The sequence below is a fragment of the Verrucomicrobium spinosum DSM 4136 = JCM 18804 genome, from assembly GCF_000172155.1.
In the GTDB taxonomy this organism is placed as follows: Bacteria; Verrucomicrobiota; Verrucomicrobiia; order Verrucomicrobiales; family Verrucomicrobiaceae; genus Verrucomicrobium; species Verrucomicrobium spinosum.
In genome coordinates this window covers 4,247,590-4,266,599 of the sequence record NZ_ABIZ01000001.1, presented here as the reverse complement: position 1 = coordinate 4,266,599, position 19,010 = coordinate 4,247,590, and the positions used below count along the sequence as shown (strand labels likewise).

Genomic DNA, 19,010 nt, shown 5'->3' with positions numbered 1-19,010 from the left:
GAAATCGAGAACGTGAGCAGAAAGCGTTCACGGGACGCTTGCCACTGGCACTTCCTCTTCCTATACATATTTCACATGTCAAAATTCTGGCGTATTCTCATTTGGTTTGCCATTTCTGTGCTGGGCGCAGTGGCCGTGGCGGTGTCAGCTTTCCAACGCGGGGAGCCGGTGAACGCTCTCTGGCTGGTCGTGGCCGGGGTCTGTGCATTCGCGGTAAGCTACCGGTTCTACAGCGCCTGGCTGATGGCAAAGGTGCTGGTCTTGGATGACCATCGGGCTCCTCCCGCGGTCACGAAGGCCGACGGCAAAGACTTTGTGCCCACCAACAAGTGGGTGGTGTTCGGCCATCACTTCGCCGCCATCGCCGGTCCGGGGCCGCTGGTGGGGCCGGTACTTGCCGCCCAGTTTGGCTACCTTCCCGGGACGCTTTGGATTCTGATCGGGGCCACGCTGGGAGGCGGTGTGCACGATGCGGTCGTTTTGTTCAGTTCGATGCGACGCGAGGGCAAGTCGCTGGGCCAGATGTTGAAGGACGAAATCAACCCGTTCATCGGTCTGGTGGCGATGATCAGCCTGCTGGCGATCATGGTCATCATCCTGGCGGTGCTTGGTCTGGTGGTCGTCAAGGCCCTGGCGCACAGCCCTTGGGGCCTGTTCACCATCGCCATGACCATTCCTCTGGCCATGATCATGGGGCTGGCGATCCGGGCCGGGATGAAGGTCGGGACGGTCTCCGCATTTGGTGTGATTGGCCTGCTCGGGTGCGTGTGGGGCGGACGCCTTCTCACGCCGGAGATGAACGCCATGCTCACCTGGAGCGATACGTCGCTGGCCTGGGCGATCATGATCTACGGTTTCTGTGCCTCGGTGCTTCCGGTGTGGTTGCTCCTCGCTCCACGTGACTACCTCAGCACCTTCATGAAGCTGGGCACGGTGGCCCTGCTGGGCATCTTCATCGTGCTGGTGGCGCCGCCGCTGCACATGCCGCCCGTGACAAAGTTTGTGAACGGAGGCGGTTGGGTGGTGGCTGGCCCGGTGTTTCCTTTCGTGTGTATCACGATCGCTTGCGGAGCCATCTCTGGTTTCCATTCGCTCATCTCATCCGGCACCACGCCGAAACTGATGAGTCGGGAGAAGGAGATTCGCATGGTGGGATACGGTGCCATGGTGACGGAGATGCTTGTCGCCCTGATGGCGATCATTGCCGCCTGCGCCCTTCAACCTGGCCAGTATTTCGCCATCAACAGCCCAGTGAAGTATGACAAGCCAGGTGCCATTGAGAAAGCCATTCAGGACGTCAACGCTGCTGGTTTTCCTGTGACGGTGGCGGAGATGCAACAGCTCTCCAAGGACATGGGGGAACCGAATTTGGTGGGCAAGGTAGGGGGGGCTCCAACTTTCGCTGTTGGGATGGCTGCGATGTTTGATTCCGTGTTCAAGAAATTCAACACGGGCCATGGCCTCCTCGACCTTTGGTATCACTTCGCCATCATGTTCGAGGCGCTCTTTATTTTGACGACGCTCGATGCTGGCACGCGTGTTGGGAGGTTTATCTTGCAGGACTTGCTAGGCACATTTTACAAACCGTTGGGAGATACGAGTTCCTGGCTGGGCAACATTGTTGCAAGCGCAGCCCTCGTGGCGGCTTGGGGGTACTTTCTCTACAATGGTGCCATAGATCCATCGGGTATCGCAAAGAGCCTTTGGCCAATCTTCGGCATTGCCAACCAGTTGCTGTCGGTGATCGCGTTTTGCCTGGGCACGACCATCATTATCAAGATGGGCCGGGCCAAATATGCTTGGTGTACCATGGTGCCACTGGTCTTCCTGCTCTGTGTGACGTTCAGTGCCGGGTACATGAAGATCTTCTCGCCCAATGCGGCCGGATTCCTTCCTGAAATTGCAAAACATCAGGCAGTGCTTGCTGCGGGTTCCATAGACAACGTCCCTTTGACAGCTATTCAAATCAAGGAGGCTCATACAGCGATCTTTAACGCAAAGGTGGACGTGGGCATCACTTCGCTCTTCCTCCTATTTGTGGCGGTTATCGTGATTGGCTGCGTTCTGGAGTGGGTGAAGATCCTCCGCGGTCTGAAGCCTTCCGTTCTCAAGGAAGGTCCGTATGTCCGGTTGCCGGATGCGGTCTGAGTGGATTGAGTTGAGATTCCAATGAAAAGGGCGGTCTTCACGACCGCCCTTTTTTGTGCTGGAGATAGTCTCCTGAACCGCTCGTCCTGCATCAACCAGGAGGCCAGGTCAGATCACGACCCGCCAGCAGGTGCACGTGCATGTGAGGCACCGTCTCACCGGCATCGCGCCCGTGATTGATCACCAAGCGGAAGCCCTTGTCTGTGGCGTTGACTCCCAACTGGGTGGCGATCTTGCCAGCGGCGAGGAGGAGGGTGCCCAGAGTGCCCTGATCCGCAGGCACGGCGTCACCGACGCGGGGAATGACCGTCTTGGGGATCACCAGCACATGGACGGGTGCCTGGGGATTGATGTCCTTGATCGCGAAGCAGTCGTCGTCTTCGTAAATAAAGGTGGCAGGGATCTCGCGGGCCAGAATCTTTTGGAACAGCGTCATGCCCGCCATTGGAGCAGGGAAGGGGCGGTCCCGCACCTACATTTTGCGGAAGAGCTCCGGTTGCTTCACGTCACGTGGCACCCGGGTTTCCAAGGAGTTGATTTCGCTTATGAACTCACCCAATTCCTGGAATTCGCGGTAGATGGAGGCATACCGCACATAGGAGATGTGGTCGATGGCCTCCAAGTGCTGCATCACCTTCACGCCGAGCACGCGGGAGGGTACCTCACGGTAACCAGCGGCGCTGATCTCGGTGATGATGGCGTCTGCGGCATGCTCCAGCAGCTCAATGCCGACAGGTCGCTTGCCGCAGGCTTTCTTCATGCTGTCGATCAGTTTTGCCCTGCTGAAAGGCTGCCGCGATTCGTTGCGCTTGATCACCCGCAGCTCTTCGTGTTCCACCTGCTCATACGTGGTAAACCGATGGTTGCAGGAAAGACACTCCCTGCGACGGCGCACCGAGCTGCCATCCTTCGCTTCACGCGAATCGATGACTTTGTCTTCGAGAGTTCCGCACTTGGGGCAGCGCATAAGGGTTCGTTTCCCCGGAGTGTGTCATGTGGAATGGCGGGCGCAAATGGATTCGTCAACGCCGGGTCAACCTTTCGGTGAACCTGGAGATGATTTCCGTGACATCATCATGTCTGGCCAGAGCCCGGGTCCATTGTGCAGGGACCGCTTCGATGCCGTAAGTCAGGCCCGCAAGGGCACCGGCCACGCAGCCAGTGGTGTCCGTGTCTTCACCGAGATTGACGGCTCGCAGGACGCACTCTTCGAAGTTGGTGGTGTGCAGCAGGGTCCAGACAGCGGCCTCCAGGGTATGGACGCAGTAGCCGCTGCTGGGTACCTCCGACTCACTCATGTGGGGGAGGATGTCTGGGTGCATCTTGTGCAGTGCGGGCCATTCGTTGTGGAACTCCTCATCGGTGGAGTACAGAGCCTCGGCTTGTGACCAGGCTTGCTTCAAGGCTTCCAAGGGTGATAGCTGCTGGTACAGGCCCCGGACGATAATGGTGAAAAAGCCGCACACCATCTGTGAGCGTGGGTGGGCGTGGGTGATGATGGACGCCAGGTGGGAGGATGCGACGGCCTCCTCTGGGGTCGTGTTGCAGACCCAGAGTGAGACGGGAATGAGGCGCATGATTGAGCCGTTGCCATTGTCGAACTCTTCCCGACCGCCACAGCGTGCCACGGGGCGCCCCTCCGCAAACCGGGCCAGCGCCTGACGGGTGGCGATGCCCAGGTCGAAAACCTCTCCGTAGGGCGTCCAGTAGCCGCGGCGCAACCAGCGCAGGAAGCGCTCGGCCATGTCTTGGGCGACCAGATGGTTGCACTCCAGCAGAGACTCCACCGTGCAGAAGATCAGAGAGGAATCGTCCGACCAGGTGCCGGGTGGTTGGTGGTGGGTGCCGTTGCCGGTCATCGTGACGATCGGATTCTGTGCCAGGTCCTGGCGACTGCGGAACTCTGCCGGCACTCCCAAGGCGTCTCCCACCACGGCTCCCCACAGGGAGCCCGCAATTTGACTTTCCAACCCTGGCGTCTTCTCCATCATGTTCGTATGATCGTACCAGGATGCCAGTTTGCGAGTGACAACACCGCAGGAATTTGTCCCGAGGCTTGGGAGGCGCTCCAAGAGGCCAATGAGGGGCATCAACCCTCCTATGGGGACGATCACCTGACCCGGGAGGCCTGCGATGCTTTCCGTGAACTGTTTGAGACCGATTGTGACGTGTACTTTGTCTTCACTGGCACGGCCGCCAACTCGCTCTCCCTGGCGTCTCTTTGCCAGAGCTATCACAGTGTGATCGCCCACCAGGTGGCACACGTGGAGACGGATGAGTGCGGGGCTCCAGAGTTCTTCTCCAACGGCTCCAAAATCCTCCTGGCCCAGGGGGAGATGGGGAAGTGTCATCCTGCTGATGTGTCCCGGCTTATCACCCACCGGCAGGATCTGCACTATCCCAAGGCGAGGGCCCTGAGCGTCAGCCAGAGCACAGAGTTTGGCACGGTTTACCGGCCTGAGGAGTTGAAGGAATTATGGGGCGTGACCCGGAGCAAGGGAGTGGCCATTCACATGGATGGAGCGCGGTTTTCGAATGCCGTGGCGTCTCTGAGCTGCTCTCCCGCGGACATCACCTGGCGCGCGGGGGTGGACGTGTTGTGCTTTGGCGGTACGAAAAATGGCATGGCAATGACCGAGGCGGTGGTCTTCTTCGACAAAAATCTGAGCCGCGACTTCGCCTGGCGCTGCAAGCAGGCGGGGCAGTTGGCCAGCAAGATGAGATTCATTTCTGCCCAATGGCGGCGCCTGATCAAAGGCGGTGCTTGGTTGAAGTATGGCCGCCAGGCGAATGACCACGCCCGGACTCTGGCTGAAGGACTCCGTCAAATTGAAGGAATAGAGCTTCTCCATCCGGTGGAGGCGAATGCCGTCTTCGCTAAATTGCCGGAGGCGGTGGATCAAAAGCTCAAGAAGGCTGGATGGAAGTACTACAGCTTCATCGGTGGCGGAGCGAGATTCATGTGCTCGTGGAAGACAACCTCGGCAGAGGTCGAGGCAGTTTTGCGGGATGCGTCCTGATACGTGATGCCTCAACGTGCGAACCTGCCGTAGTTGGCCAGTGACAGCACGTTGCCAGCTGACTCATCCACCAAACCAAGCTCGCCGATCTCGATCGCAGGAGAGGGAAGGGCGAAGACCTGGCGAAGCAGGTTGTGCACGGAATAGGCGGAGATGGAGAGGTTGTAGAGCGTCAGGATGAACAGGGCATCTTTCTCCCGCAGCAGGGACTTGCAGGTGGTGAGGAGTTCGTGGAGTTGCTCCTCAGCTTTCCAAATCTGGCCCTTGGGTCCCTTCCCATAGCTGGGAGGATCGAGCAGGATGCCAGCGTACTGGTTCCCTCGCCGGACTTCCCGTTGCACGAATGCGAAAGCATCGTCCAGCATCCATCGGACGGTGCTGCTGTGGGTTGTCTTGGGATTCATTTCGAGATTTTCTCGCGCCCAATCCAGAGAGGGGCGGGAGGCGTCCACATGGACCACCTCTGCTCCGGCGGCTGCGGCCATCACAGAGGCAATGCCGGTGTAGCCAAAGAGGTTGAGGACCTTGGGCTTGGGATCCTTCATGGCCCGGATCTTCTGCTGAAGCCAGAGCCACTGGGGTGCCATCTCAGGAAACGCCCCCACGTGACGGGAGCCGGGGGTCAGGCGGAGGCGTATCTGTAGATCCTGAAGGGGCAGGGTCCAGGAAATCTCCTTCCCGCCGACGGTGACACCCGTCTTCGCATCCAGTTGGTTCACCGCCCTCTGCCATTCTGATTTGGGCAGAGTGGGCTTCCACCAGGCTTTGGGTTCATCCCTCTGAATGATGTGGGTACCCCATTGCTCCAGCTTTCTGCCTGCACCCGTGTCCAGCAACCGGTAGGCGGGCCAGTGGGCGGTGAGCAACTGGTGCGGGGGTGGGGGCGTGCTGGCAGACTTCATTCCTGAGAAATTGGGCTTTCCAGCAGAAGCCAGTCTGCTCCAATGTCAATGAAGATTGGCTCATGCGGTCTTGATCTGGTACGAAGTTGATCTACACCTGTGCCCTGCCACCGCATGAAGCTCCTTATCACCGCGGACCTGCACTACAATCTGAAGCAGTTCGACTGGCTGCTCCGGCAGGTGGCAGAGGTGGACGCCATGGTCCTGGCGGGTGATTTCCTGGACATCGGATCGTATGTCACTGTGGATGTGCAGAGTCAGGTGGTGGAGAAATATCTCACCCGACTGGTACGAGACACCCGGGTGATGGTGTCTTCAGGCAACCACGATGTGGACCAGCCCGAAGAAGGGGCCGCATATGCGGCCGCCTGGATGCAGGACTTGCGCGACTCGGGGATTGAGGTGGACGGCGACTGCGTGGAAATGGGGGATGTGACGGTCAGCATCTGTCCATGGACAATGCATCCTGACCAGCGTGCGGCGGCTCTATCTGGCCTGCGGGCTGCGGGTGCGAAACGACTAGGCACCTGGATATGGGTTCACCATGCTCCGCCAGATCACACGCCCCTGAGTTGGACGGGCAAGGTGCATTTCGGGTCTCCTGAGCTACAGGAATGGATTGAGGAGCTTAAACCGGATCTGGTCTTCAGCGGCCATGTCCACCAAGCGCCTTTCCAGGCGGAGGGCGCATGGCAGGCGAAGGTGGGGTCGACTCTGGCCTTCAATGCGGGGTACGAGATGTCCTCCACGCCGCCGCATCTTTGGGTGGATCTGGAGAACCGGACGGTGCGCTGGTGCAGCAGCGGCGGGGCGGAGACGGTGGCGTTTTAAATCGCGATTTTGACTCGCGTCGGTCCCTGCAAACGGGGCGCTTGCCCCACCGCGTTACTTGGCTTCGCCCCAGACGTTGTAGAGCAGGCATCCCGCTTTGCCACGCGACACCCCTGGCGTGGCAGACCTGATCATGGTCAGACGCCCAACGCGCTGCAACCCAGCTAAGATGAAGCCTTCGGCTGATGGTGCATCAAGGTATCGAGCACGTCGCCGATCATGCCCATGTGGCCTTCCTGCCCTTCGAATTGGCGTTTCACATCCACCAGGTAGCGATTGAGAGCGTCGATCCTGCGGGCGAGCAGGCGGCAGAGCTCCATGGCCGCCTCTGGATGAGTGCGGAGAAATTCCGTTGGATCATCCAGTACGTAAAATGAGGAAGACTGGGTGGTGCGGACCGTGGCGGTATGAGGGCCGCCTAGAAGCAGTGACAGTTCACCAAAGACCGCGCCGGGCTCCCGCGAGCGAGCCACGCGGACGTCATCCTTGATCACTTCCACCGCGCCCTCAATCAACACCAGCAAGCGACAATGAGGCTCACCTTGGGTCATGACGATCTCCCCGGCTGGCAGACTGTGAATCTCCAGGTGCTGAAACGGCGCGAGAATGGATTTCACGGTGCAGGAAGATACTCCCGATGCCGGAAATGACACCTGAATTGTCACCAGTCCCTATTGAATCTCCAATCTGATGCCTGCTGACGTCTGCCATACGTGGCAGTTCAAGATGCAATGACGGCGCAGGGCTAGCCGCGCGGGGGAGCCTTGGCCATCATCAGGAACTGTTTTTCCTCAGGCAGCATCTGGGTGTCATCTGGGATTCTGCCAGCGAGGGAGCGGGCCTGGTCATCGTAGCCTGCGGCCTGCATGATGCCGCAAAGGACTGCGCCCTGACCGGGAGTGAGATCTCCCAGATCAATCCGTTGCAACGCCGTGGCGGCGGATTTGGGGTTGGCCATCCGGATCTCACCCAAGGCGACGAGCAACTTCCGCATAGAGTCGGCGGGGCGGGAGGAGAGGAGCCGGGTGGCGCGTCCGATGGCTTGCTCCATGTCCACGCCGGAGATCAGCGCGCTGTAGAGGTAGCGTTCCTCAAAGACCTCTTTTTCGGGCCAGCGCTGCACCGTTTCCTGTGCCGCGGCCAGGAACCCTGCAGTGTTTCCGTTCCGGTAGGTGAGCCGGAGCAGGCCCTCGTAACCAGCTAGATCCGCCCGATTACTCCGGGAAGCCAGCTTGTAGGCTTCTTCTGCGATCTTCAGGTGACCCCTCTTCTCGGCATAGTCTGCAAGAGTCAGAAGCATGGGTTGCCGACCCTCGCTCTGGATCGCTGCCAAGGCTTCCTTGAGCAGTTCGTTCACCTTTTCCCAGGGCGCTTTCGTCACGTAGGCCAGGTGGGCTTTGTGAAAGGCGCGAATGGCGGTGGTGAGACGTGTGCGGGGGTCGTTGATCAATGCGGCCAGTTCTTCGTTTTTCCCCAGGAGTGTGAGAGCATTGAGGTAATTCTCCAGGAGCGGGGGATAGTCCCGGACCATGTCTGCATCCAGGTAGGACAGGAGCTTTTCGTTCTCGCCTTCCGTGGTCAGCCAGCGGGCTAGGGGCACGAGGTCCTCGCGTTTGGCCCCGCGTCGATCTTCCATGGCTTTGGCAATGATCTCCTGTTTGCGGCCAGGTTCCAGTTCCACCTGACGGCGCAAGGCGGCGATCCGGTGCTCCTCTTTGACCTGGGGATGGCTGTCCAGCAGTTCGATGAGTCTCTGTTTTTCCTCACTGCTGATGGTTTTGACGCGGTCGAGAAACTCCAGGGCGGCAAGACCGTTTGTCCCCTTGTCCGACGCGAGTTCCCAGAGCAGCCTCAGACCTTTCTCGATCTCATCAGAAGTGCCATACTCCACCAACCGGCGGCCATAGAGCAGCTTGATCTCCATGTTGTCGGGCTCCTGGACGACAAAGTTGTCCAGGATCTGGAGGAGCTGGCGGCTGCGTTGGTTCTTCCTCAGCACCACATCAGCAAGTTCCACGACCTTCTGGGTGGGCTTCGAGGTCCGCAGAACCTGCTCGATCTGGTCCTGTGCCTGCTTGTTCTCAGCAATGGAAGCAAGGGCCTCAATCTCAAAGGTCGTGTCCTCGTCTGTCATGGCCCCTTTCTGACGAAGGCGGTCGAAGAACCAACCTGCCTCCTTTTTCTGCATGTAAGTGTAGAATTGAGCCATGACGCGGAGCACCCTTACGTTGTCCGCGTCTTTGGCATACGCCTCGTGGGCTTTGAGCCATGCATCTACAAACTTGTCCTGCTCCTTGAGCTTGATGGCCTCGTCAATCAGACGGTTGGACTGCCATGTCTGGAAGGCATCGTGCCATTTACGGGCGTTCATGACGGTGAAAACCATCAGCCCGATGGAAAAGAGCAGGATCAAGGAGCCCGCCGCGATCCGGGCGGTCCGGGACTGCCGGTCCATATGAGCCTGGGTCGGGGGAAAAAACCAGTGCCAGGCGGCAATCAGCGGGCGCAGAAGGACAAACGGCCGGGACGCAGTAGGATCTGGGTTCTGGGAGGTCAGCATTGGGGGCAGGAGCGGGGCAGAAAAGACACCCAGCATACGAACTGACGCATTCGGAGGCAAGGATGTTGAATTTCCGTTTTGCCAGGGGAGGACATTAATTTGGCAAAAGGGGCGAAGAGACCCGCATTTTAGGCCGATTTGGACAGGTATTTTTCAGGGAAGTTGAATGAAAGAAAATTCTTGCGCGGAGAGGTCTTTTTGCTTTGAAAGTTGTGGTTCCCAACGCTTGAACATGAGAACAATAATCCTGTCTGATCGGCGTTAGTAACCCCCGCTCGAATTGCACATTTCAGGAAGAGACCAGAATCCCTAAAGTATGATCCAGGTAAAAGACCTCCGCAAAGTGTTCGGTCCGAAGGTGGCCGTCGATGGAATCACCTTCAACGTGGAAAAAGGCGAGGTGCTCGGCTTTCTCGGGCCAAACGGTGCCGGCAAGTCCACGACGATGCGTATGGTGACGGGCTACTTTCAGCCGACGGCTGGAACGATCAGCGTGGGTGGCGTTGACATGCTTGAGAAACCCGAGATCGCCAAGAGGGCCCTCGGGTACCTTCCGGAGAACGCACCCCTGTATTCGGACATGAGCGTGGTCGGCTTCCTCGGTTTCTGCGCGGAGATGCGCGGGCTGTATGGTTCCGCCCGCTCCAAGGCGATCGACAAAGCCCTGGAGACCTGCTTCCTGGAGCCGGTGCGCAATCAGAGCGTGGATACGCTGTCGAAGGGTTACCGTCACCGCACCTGCCTCGCCCAGAGCATCATCCATGATCCGGAAGTGCTGATTCTCGACGAGCCCACGGACGGCCTGGATCCCAACCAGAAGCATGAAGTGCGCAATCTGATCAAGCGCATGGGCCAGAACAAGGCGATCGTCTTCTCCACGCACATTCTTGAAGAGGTGGAAGCGGTCTGCTCCCGCGCCATCATCATTGACCACGGCAAGGTGGTGGCAGACGGCACACCGGATTCCCTGAAAACCCGTGCGCCTGGCGCGGATGCCGTTCGGGTCACGGTGCGGGGCTTCGCGGGATCGGGCGTGCGTGCCGAGCTGGAGAAACTCGCCGGGGTGGACAAGGTGGAGGCGGCGGTGATGGATGAACTTGGTTTTTCCGGCCGGGTGTTTCCCTCCCGCAAGGCCAAGCCAGAGGACCTGGTACGCGAGATCGGCACGCTGCTGGCTGCTAAGTCCTGGAGGGTAGAGGAGCTGCACCGTGAGGAAGGTCGTCTGGACGAGGTGTTCCGTACCATCACACGCTCCGACACGGCCTCCTGACCGGCCCAAGAGTCTACCAGAACCAAAGACGGGTGCCCTCTCGAGTGGCGGATGCCCCCGAATCGATTTTTTAAAGCTGATCTGAATTGCTCACCATGAGTCCAACGAAAAACATCATTGCGGTTTTTAAGCGGGAATTCTTCTCGTATTTCAACTCGCCCCTGGCCTACATCATCCTGTTCATCTTCGTGATCGCCGCCATGGGTTTCACGTTCATCGTGGGAGGCTTCCTCTCCTCCAACAACGCCACGTTGTCGGGACAGGGCAGCTTCTTCATGTGGCATCCCTGGATCTACCTTGTGCTCGTCCCGGCGGTGGGGATGAGACTGTGGTCTGAGGAGCAACGCCTCGGCACCATGGAACTCCTGGCCACCATGCCCATCTCCCCGTGGCATGCCGTACTGGGCAAGTACCTTGCTGCAGCCTCGGTCTGGGCCATCGGTCTGGCACTGACTTTTCCGATCATCCTCACCGTCTCGTACTTGGGCGAACCTGATCCGGGCCCGATCATCAGCGGCTACATTGCCAGCTACCTGTATGCTCTGGCCTGCCTGGCCATCACCAGCGCGGTGAGTGCTTTCACACGGAGCCAGGTCATCTGCTTCATCATCTCGGTGGCCATCTGTCTGCTGCTCTTCCTCTTCGGATTCCAGCAGGTGGTGGATTTCCTCCTCAAGGTCACGCCAGCCAGTCTCGATGGCTTGGTGCGCTTCATCGCCGAGTTGTGTTTCATGACCCATTTCTATGAAATGTCCAAGGGCCTGCTCGTCTTCGACGACGTGCTTTACTTCCTCAGCGTCGTCGGCGTCTGCCTCGGCATCACCCACTATGCGATCCAGGCCAAGCGTGCCTGATGCGCCCCTGACACCCAATAGCCCAAACTTTTTTCGCGCATGAAATCGAAAACTACTCTCAGCGCCCTCGTGTTGCTGCTTGTGATCGCCATCGTTGTGGTGGTGAACATCCTTGTCAGTGGCCTTGGCTTCCTCAACTTCCGCATGGATCTCACGGAGAAGGGGATCTTCACGCTCTCAGACGGCACCCGCCGTATTGTTGAGGGCTTGAACCCGGACAAGCCGGTTGCCATCCGCTTCTACGCCACTTCAGACAGCCGGCTGATGCCCCAGTGGGGACAGACCTACGGGAACACCGTGCGTGACCTGCTGCTGGAAATCACCAAGGCCAGCGGCGGCAAGATCACCCTGGAAAACATCGACCCGCGTCCCAACACGGAGGAGGAAGACAAGGCGGTGGCAGATGACATTCAGGGCTACACTGTGAACGAAGAAGGCGACAAGGCCTACTTCGGCCTCGCCATCCAGTCGCTCGATAAAAAGGAGATCATCCCAACGCTGACACCTGCGGAAGAGGGCACTCTGGAGTATCAAATCGCACGGGCGCTCTCCCAGGTCACACGCACCAAGCGCAGTGTGATCGGCGTGATGAGCCCGATGCCCATTTCTGGACCGGCCTTCAACTTCCCGCCAGGGATGCAGCAGAACCAGCAACGCCCCTGGATTGCGATCCAGCAACTGCGCCTGGACTACGATGTGCGTGAAGTGCCGATGTCCAGCGAAGCAGTGGACTCCGACATCAACATCCTTCTGGTGATCCATCCTGCGGACATCTCGCCACGTGCAGAATTCGCCATCGACCAGTTCCTGCTCAAGGGTGGGAAGGTGATCGCCTTTGTGGATCCGCACTGCCTGGTGAGCCGGGCCTACAACAACCCCGGACAGATGGGCCGCGCACCCACGACGTTTGTTTCTCCGAACTCCGATTTGCCGACGCTCTTCAAGGAATGGGGCGTGGGTTACGACAAGAACCTTGTCGTGGCTGACATGACCTTCCGTACGGCCAACAATCGCCGGGCGGTCCCGACCTTCCTGAGCATTCCCAAAGAGGGGATCAATGACAAGGAGCCGATGACGGAGCCCTTGCAGCTCATCCAGATGTTCTCCGCAGGGTCCTTCAATGTGGCGGCCAAGGGCAACGTGACTGCCACGACTCTGGTGCATTCATCTGAGAAATCCCAGCTGATCGACACCACCGACGCTGAGAAGGCGATGCGTGAAGACTTGAAGAACTTCCAGGCCAGCGGCAAATCCCAGGTCATGGGCGTGCGGCTGACTGGCCGGTTCAAGACGGCGTTCCCTGATGGGCAGCCGAAAGCGACCGCACCGGCCGCCGAAGGTCCGGGTGGGATTCCCGGCATGCCCGGTGGTTTCCCCGGCGGATTGCCCCCGGGCATGCTGCCTGGCGGTACAGGTGGTGAAAATGACAAGCCCGCAGGGGCACCTGCCGGTGAAAAGAAGGAGGAGGCCAAGCCTTCTCTCAAAGAGTCTGCCAACAATGATGGCGTCGTGTTCCTCTTCAGCGATGTGGACATGGAGTTCGATGAGTTCGTCGTCGAGCGTGACCCGATGGGCGGCGCTTCCATGCGAATGAGCAACTCGAACCTGCCCCTGTTGCTCAACACCGTTGAACTGCTCTCCGGTGGTGCTGATCTTATCGCCGTCCGCAGCCGTTCCTCCGCGAACCGCCCCTTCACCAAGCTTCAGGAACTGAACGCCAACATTGAGGAGCAGTATCGTCCTCGGATGCAGAAGATCGAGCAGGACCTCAATGACGTGGTGCAGGAGATCGCCAAGGGCGGCGGCGTGAAAGCGACGCAGGGCCTGATCATGCTGAACCCCAACGAAGCCCAGGCAAAACAGCTTCAGGACAAGCAGGTGGAGCTCATGGCGAAAAGACGTGAGCTCATCAAGGAGCAGACTCGCATGAAAGATCGTCGCGAGTTTCTGATCACCTTGCTCAACATGGCAGCGGTTCCGCTGCTGATCATCGCCGTCGGAGTCACCATCGCCGCCCGCCGTCGCTCCCTGCAGGCCGCTCACTAACCCCCGTCCACGTGACTTGGTATCATTTCTCTTGAATCACTGACCATGAAAAAGCCAGTTGTATTGTTGATTGTCCTCGGCGGACTCGTCGGTTTTGCCTTTTTTTACGGCAAGCTGCGCGACAAAAGCTTGAACTCCGCCAGGCTGGTGGGGGTGAAGGACCGCGCCACTTTGTTCACGGATCTCCCCTCCAAGGACATCCGTCAGGTGGTGATCCGTGAAGGCAAAAGCACCGTTACGCTTGTCGTTGAAGGCGACAAGTGGGTGGTAAATGAACGCGAGAACTATCCTGCAGCCTATGAGAAGCTCTCCAAGGCGGTGGCGGACATCGCGGGTCTGAAACTCCTCAGTAAACAAACCGTCGGGAAGTCCGTGCTGGGCGAAGTGGGCTTGCTGCCTCCGGGAGAGGCAGGTCCGGAGTCCACTGGCCTCCAGGTGGAGTTGAAGGATGAGAAGGGCGAGGTGCTCGGCTCCTTCGTGGCCGGGAAGTCTGTCGAAAGCACCGGTGGGGCGTCCAGCGGAAACTTCATGGGCGGCGCAGGGCAGCAGCGATGGATCCGCAACCCCAAAGATGGGGACACGGTGTGGCTGACGGGGGAGAGCCTCTACGAACTCCAGGCTGATCCCAAGGCGTGGCTCGACAAGGCCTTCATCGACGTGCAGGAGATCAAGGCCGTCACGATCACGCCTCCAAACACTGCCGACGGCTGGAGTGCTTCCCGCAAGGACTTGCAGAATCCTTTCCTTCTCACCGACGCGAAGCCGGGTGAAGAACTGGACACGGCCAAGGCTGACGTGCTCAACCGTGCGCTTTCGGCGGTGGTCTTCAATGATGTGCTGACCAAAGAACAGGCTACTCCCGAGTTCATGAAGGGGGCGACCAAGGTGAAACTGGAAACCTTCAAGGGCTTCAGCTACGAGGTGCAGCTTCTTGAAAAGAAGGAAGGCGATGCGGAGCCCAAGTATTTCCTCACCGTGCAGGTATCTGGCAACTTCCCGAAAGAGCGCAAGCCTGCGGCGGATGAGAAGCCCGAAGACAAGAAGCGTCTCGACGACGAGTTCGCTGCGGCAGGCAAACTGCTGGAAGCGAAGCTTGCCAAAGAGAAGGCTACAGAGGGCAAGGTGTTTGAAGTGAGCAGCTACGGCGTATCGGATCTGCTCAAGAAGCGCTCCGAGGTCCTTCGTGACAAGTCCGCAGAGGGTACACCTGGAAGTGCAGGATCTCCGGCAGAAGGATCCCTGGGGGCTGCGCCGCCTCCGCTCCTGAAGGCTCCCGCCGCGCCGATGATTCCGGCTGCACCCGCGCCGGCTCCTACAGCCGCCCCTGTGCCGGCCGCTCCCGCGCCGACTCCTGCCGCAGAAGAGGTGAAACCCCAAGCCAAAGAGGCAGCCAAGCCCGCCGAGAAGCCCGCTGAAGCTCCCAAGGCTGCCGAAAAGCCTGCGGCATCTCCCGAAGCCAAACCCGCTTCCGCTGCGGCTCCCAAGGTCGAGGCCCCAAAGGCACCTGAGGAGGCCAAGCCCGCGGAAGCTCCCAAGGCTCCTTAGGGCTTCATTCGCGTCTCAAGGGTCACTTAAAAGCACGGCAACCCGCCGTGCTTTTTTGTTGCACTACCTCCGGACGTCCTCGGAGCGATTGGCTTCTGGGGGGCTGGTTGGGGAAGGATTGACTGCGCTGATGGCCTACCGCTCCGCAGTAGAGTTTCCGCAGTACGATTTCACTGGGTTTCAGTCGCTATGCTCGTTTCATCGGATGGCTGTTCATGTTGAACCCTCGAGTGCGAGTAGGGCGCGGAGTGCTGAGGTGTAGCGCACGCGGGGCGTGTTTGAACAATGCCATGCTCTTCACTTTCCGCACAGGGCGCTGGAGGTTCGGTTTTTGCCCTCCGCGTGGGCAATTGTTGAGTTTCCGCTGGTTGCGTGATGGGCAAAAAGAGGTGAAAGACACGGTGCATGATTTTGACTCGTTTTCTGCACCCCTTCGGCACGACTGGTGCGGTCTTTACCCTTTCACTTCTTGCCTTGGGCGGTGGTGGCGACGCGGTGGCGCAGTCAACGCTTGGTTCGTCCAGGCTGAAACTCCACAAGTGGTCTGGAGACATCAATGTGCCGGATCCCGTGGCCTGCACGGTGGATCCTCAGGGGCGGGTTTATGTCACTCAAACGACCCGTCGTAAGGTGGCGGATCTCGACATCCGGGAGCACACACAGTGGATCCCGCGTGATGTGCGCCTTGAGAGCATCGAGCAGAAAGAGGCCTTCTACCATGACGTGCTGGCTCCGGGGAAGATGCTCAAGCCTGAAGGGAGCCTCAAAGACCACAATGGAGACGGCTCGATCGACTGGAAGGACCTGACCGTGCATTCCGAGAGGATTTACCGGCTGGAAGACAGCGATGGAGACGGCGTGGCCGACAAGCGGACGTTGTTTGCCGAGGGCTTTAATACGGAGGTGACGGGGATTGCGGCTGGCATCCTCTGGCATGACGGCTGGGTGTATTGCACCATCGCGCCGGATCTCTGGCGCCTGCGGGATACCAATGACGATGGCGTGGCGGATGAACGCGAAATCGTAGCTCACGGGTTTGGTCACCACATCGCCTACGCCGGGCATGACATGCACGGTCTGTGCGTTGGACCGGATGGGCGCATTTACTGGACGATCGGTGACAAGGGCACGAACGTCATTACCAAGGAAGGCAGGAGAGCATCAGCCCCGCATCAAGGGGCGGTGTTGCGGTGCGAACCTGATGGGAGCGGGTTTGAGATCTTTGCCCATGGCCTGCGCAACGTGCAGGAAGTGGCGTTCGATGACTACGGCAATCTCTTTGGCGTGGACAACGATGCGGACAAGCCGGACGAAAAGGAACGCCTGGTGTACATCACCGAGCAGAGTGATTCCGGATGGCGCTGTAGCTTTCAATACATGAAGGGGTATTGCCCCTGGGTGGATGAGGGCTTGTGGCAGCCTCTACACGCCTCCCAGCCGGAGTACATCACCCCGCCTCTGGCGAGCTCCCATGATGGCCCCTCGGGCTTCGCGTACAATCCGGGCACGGCCCTGGCTCGGGGGTGGAAGGATACGTTTTTCCTGAACCAATTCCCCTCCGGGAAGATGAATGCCATGAGGGTGACGCCGGAAGGCGCGTCCTTCGGGCTGAAGGAAGACAAGATGGTGGCCAGTGGCGTCATGGGAATCGGCATGAGCTGGGGCCCCTCCGGCAAGTTGTTCATGGTGGATTGGGGTGGGGACTATGCGCTGAATGAAATCGGTGCGGTATGGACGGTGGATGATCCTGCCGGAGAGGGGCAGGCGGATCGCCAGGAGACTGCCACCCTGTTGAAAGCTGGCTTTGAGACCCGCGAAGTCCCGGCGCTCGCCGCGCTGCTGGGGCACGCTGACCAGCGGGTGCGCCGTGGGGCGCAGTTTGAGCTGGCAAAGCGAGGCGCTTACGAGGCCCTGGAATCCGTCGTGTTGGATAGGAAGCAGCCCCAGTTGGGGCGCCTGCACGCCCTCTGGGGATTGGGACAGCTCATGCGGGCTGGCAAGTATGCGGCCACCACGATTCTCGACGATCTCACCCAGGATTCCGACCCAGAGATCCGTGCGCTGACGGCCCGAATGATGGGAGATGCTGCAGGCCATGACGTCCAAAGCGGGCATCTGGTGCCGCTTCTTTCCGATCCGCATCCCCGCGTCCGCTTCCACGCCGCGATTGCGCTCGGTAAATGCAAGACCAGCGTGGCCACTCTGCCGCTGATCCAACTGGCCGCTTCAAACGGTGACCTGGACCCATGGATTCGCCACGCTTGTGTAGTCGGTCTTCTGGGTTGCACTTCGCCGGATGCTCTGGCGGGATCGGCCGCCCATCCCAACCGTGCGGTACGAATGGCCAGCCTCCTGGCCCTGCGACGGTTGAATCATCCGGGAGTGGCCGGATTTCTCAAAGATCCTGATCCCAAGATCGCCTCCGAAGCCGCCCGGGCCATCTACGATGACGAGTCCATCGTGGCTGCCTTGCCCCAGTTGATTGTGCTGTTGGACAAAAGCTCTGCTTTGCCTGACGCGGTGGCCCGCCGGGCGCTCAATGCCTGCCTGCGGACCGGAGGCAAGGAGAACGCTGAACGTCTGATCACTTACGCCCTTCGTCAGGATTCGCCCCTTCCCCTGCGAATGGAAGCTTTGGAATTGGCCATGCTCTGGAATGACCCGCCAGTTCTAGACCGTGTGGACGGGCGATATCGGGTGATCGTTGGCTCCGCGGATCCGAAAACCCTGGCAATGGTGGCGCTTGCCAAGATTGACGCCCTCATGGGGCTTCCTGAGAAAGAGCTCAAGGCCAAGGTGGTTCAGCTGCTCACGATCCATCGCGTGCCGGTAGAGTCTCGCGTAGCGCGTGCCGCGGTGATGGAGGAAAGCGCCAGTCCTGAGGTGCGGGTGGAGGCCCTCCGGTTGCTTGCGGATCAGCATCCAGGTTCTGACGATTTGGTGGCGGCGCTAGACGCCATCCTGGGGGCGAAAGCACCGGAACTTCTTCGGGTCGCGGCGTTGGACAATGTGCTCTTGCGTGACCGGGCCCAGGCCGCGGCAGAAGCGAAGAAGCTATACAAAAGCGGGACCACATTGGAGAAGCAGAAGGCTCTGGCCATGTTGGGTCGTGTGCAGATGGAGGCTGGGGACGAGGCACTCGTCGAGCAGTGGGATGCCTGGAAGTCCGGCAAACTTGGCAAGGTTCCCGCGGCAGTGCTGCTTGAGCTGATCGAGGCCTGCCAGGCTCGCCGCAGCAGTGCTCCGGCGCTGGAGGAGAGGCTCGCGACCCATGACAAGGCGCTGGCGGAGAAGGCGGGCACTGCGGCTGCCTTTGAGGAGTGCCTGGAAGGGGGAGACGCGAAGTTGGGCAAGGAAATTGCCCTGCAGAATCTCACGGCGAACTGTACCGCCTGTCACAAGTTCGAGAGCAAGGAAGGCAGCACTGTCGGCCCCGCGCTGAACCTCATCGGCAAGCAAAAGGATCGGATCTACCTGCTGGAGGCATTGATCACGCCCTCCAAAGCCGTGGCCCCAGGCTTTGGGATCATGACGGTGACATTGAAGGATGGCAAAATGTTGACTGGGACGCTGGTGGCCAACACTTCCTCGACTCTCCAGTTGCGACTGGCGGATGGAGCGTTGGAGAAGGTGGACACAGCCCAGATTGAGTCGAAGACTGATCCGATCTCGGTGATGCCGCCCATGGGTGCCATGCTCAACAAGCGTCAGGTTCGCGATCTGGTCGCCTATCTGGCCAGTTTGGACGGGGGGGCATCCAAGAAGAGCTCCAAGTCCGGCAACTCACCCAAGTGAAAACCTGTTTTCACAGGTGATGGAACGTCACCAAAGCAT

Annotated in this window: 14 protein-coding genes; 8 read left to right on the top strand and 6 right to left on the bottom strand. The window is 59.5% G+C overall.

All coding sequences use genetic code 11. From position 1 onward, the window contains the following. Positions 1-75 precede the first annotated feature (75 nt). Positions 76-2,148 carry a carbon starvation CstA family protein gene (locus VSP_RS17265; RefSeq protein WP_009962227.1) on the top strand — a complete coding sequence of 691 codons (2,073 nt, stop codon included), beginning with the start codon at positions 76-78 and terminating at the stop codon, positions 2,146-2,148. A 91-nt stretch (positions 2,149-2,239) separates the two neighbouring features. On the opposite strand, the gene VSP_RS17260 is transcribed toward VSP_RS17265, so the two are convergent. Genes VSP_RS17260 through VSP_RS17250 form a run of 3 tightly spaced genes read right to left on the bottom strand, consistent with a single transcriptional unit; the run spans position 2,240 to position 4,139 of the window. Continuing rightward, positions 2,240-2,593 carry a histidine triad nucleotide-binding protein gene (locus VSP_RS17260; RefSeq protein ID WP_009962226.1) on the bottom strand — a complete coding sequence of 118 codons (354 nt, stop codon included), beginning with the start codon at positions 2,591-2,593 and terminating at the stop codon, positions 2,240-2,242. 27 nt (positions 2,594-2,620) lie between these two features. Then, a complete protein-coding gene (nrdR, locus tag VSP_RS17255; RefSeq protein WP_009962225.1) occupies positions 2,621-3,115 on the bottom strand; it encodes a transcriptional regulator NrdR in 495 nt (164 codons plus the stop codon). Positions 3,116-3,170: 55 nt separating this feature from the next. Then, positions 3,171-4,139, bottom strand: a complete 969-nt coding sequence (locus VSP_RS17250; RefSeq protein WP_009962224.1) for an ADP-ribosylglycohydrolase family protein — start codon at positions 4,137-4,139, stop codon at positions 3,171-3,173. A gap of 6 nt (positions 4,140-4,145) precedes the next feature. On the opposite strand from VSP_RS17250, the gene VSP_RS17245 reads away from it, so the two are divergent. After that, positions 4,146-5,168 (top strand): threonine aldolase family protein, encoded by a 1,023-nt coding sequence (locus tag VSP_RS17245; RefSeq protein WP_009962223.1) that lies wholly within the window; start codon positions 4,146-4,148, stop codon positions 5,166-5,168. Positions 5,169-5,179: 11 nt separating this feature from the next. Here VSP_RS17245 and VSP_RS17240 read toward each other — a convergent pair whose 3' ends face one another. Next, positions 5,180-6,070, bottom strand: coding sequence for a class I SAM-dependent methyltransferase (locus VSP_RS17240; protein WP_009962222.1), 891 nt, complete (start codon positions 6,068-6,070; stop codon positions 5,180-5,182). Between the two features lie 114 nt (positions 6,071-6,184). On the opposite strand from VSP_RS17240, the gene VSP_RS35945 reads away from it, so the two are divergent. After that, complete coding sequence (locus VSP_RS35945) at positions 6,185-6,901, top strand: metallophosphoesterase family protein (protein ID WP_009962221.1); 717 nt, start codon at positions 6,185-6,187, stop codon at positions 6,899-6,901. Positions 6,902-7,065: 164 nt separating this feature from the next. On the opposite strand, the gene VSP_RS17230 is transcribed toward VSP_RS35945, so the two are convergent. Together VSP_RS17230 and VSP_RS17225 are read right to left on the bottom strand one after the other, a co-directional pair. Continuing rightward, the gene (locus VSP_RS17230; protein ID WP_009962219.1) at positions 7,066-7,518 is read right to left on the bottom strand and encodes a Crp/Fnr family transcriptional regulator; all 453 of its coding nucleotides are present in this window, start codon (positions 7,516-7,518) and stop codon (positions 7,066-7,068) included. Positions 7,519-7,646: 128 nt separating this feature from the next. Further along, positions 7,647-9,461 carry a tetratricopeptide repeat protein gene (locus VSP_RS17225; RefSeq protein ID WP_157210939.1) on the bottom strand — a complete coding sequence of 605 codons (1,815 nt, stop codon included), beginning with the start codon at positions 9,459-9,461 and terminating at the stop codon, positions 7,647-7,649. Positions 9,462-9,777: 316 nt separating this feature from the next. On the opposite strand from VSP_RS17225, the gene VSP_RS17220 reads away from it, so the two are divergent. From VSP_RS17220 to VSP_RS35935, 5 genes are all read left to right on the top strand, one after another. Beyond that, complete coding sequence (locus tag VSP_RS17220; protein WP_009962216.1) at positions 9,778-10,731, top strand: ABC transporter ATP-binding protein; 954 nt, start codon at positions 9,778-9,780, stop codon at positions 10,729-10,731. A 95-nt stretch (positions 10,732-10,826) separates the two neighbouring features. Beyond that, positions 10,827-11,585 carry an ABC transporter permease gene (locus VSP_RS17215; RefSeq protein WP_009962215.1) on the top strand — a complete coding sequence of 253 codons (759 nt, stop codon included), beginning with the start codon at positions 10,827-10,829 and terminating at the stop codon, positions 11,583-11,585. A gap of 39 nt (positions 11,586-11,624) precedes the next feature. Next, on the top strand, positions 11,625-13,631 hold the full coding sequence (locus VSP_RS17210) for a GldG family protein (RefSeq protein WP_009962214.1): 2,007 nt from the start codon (positions 11,625-11,627) through the stop codon (positions 13,629-13,631). A 45-nt stretch (positions 13,632-13,676) separates the two neighbouring features. Beyond that, positions 13,677-15,176 (top strand): DUF4340 domain-containing protein, encoded by a 1,500-nt coding sequence (locus VSP_RS39600; protein ID WP_009962213.1) that lies wholly within the window; start codon positions 13,677-13,679, stop codon positions 15,174-15,176. Between the two features lie 405 nt (positions 15,177-15,581). After that, on the top strand, positions 15,582-18,971 hold the full coding sequence (locus VSP_RS35935; RefSeq protein ID WP_053332348.1) for a PVC-type heme-binding CxxCH protein: 3,390 nt from the start codon (positions 15,582-15,584) through the stop codon (positions 18,969-18,971). Positions 18,972-19,010: the final 39 nt, after the last annotated feature.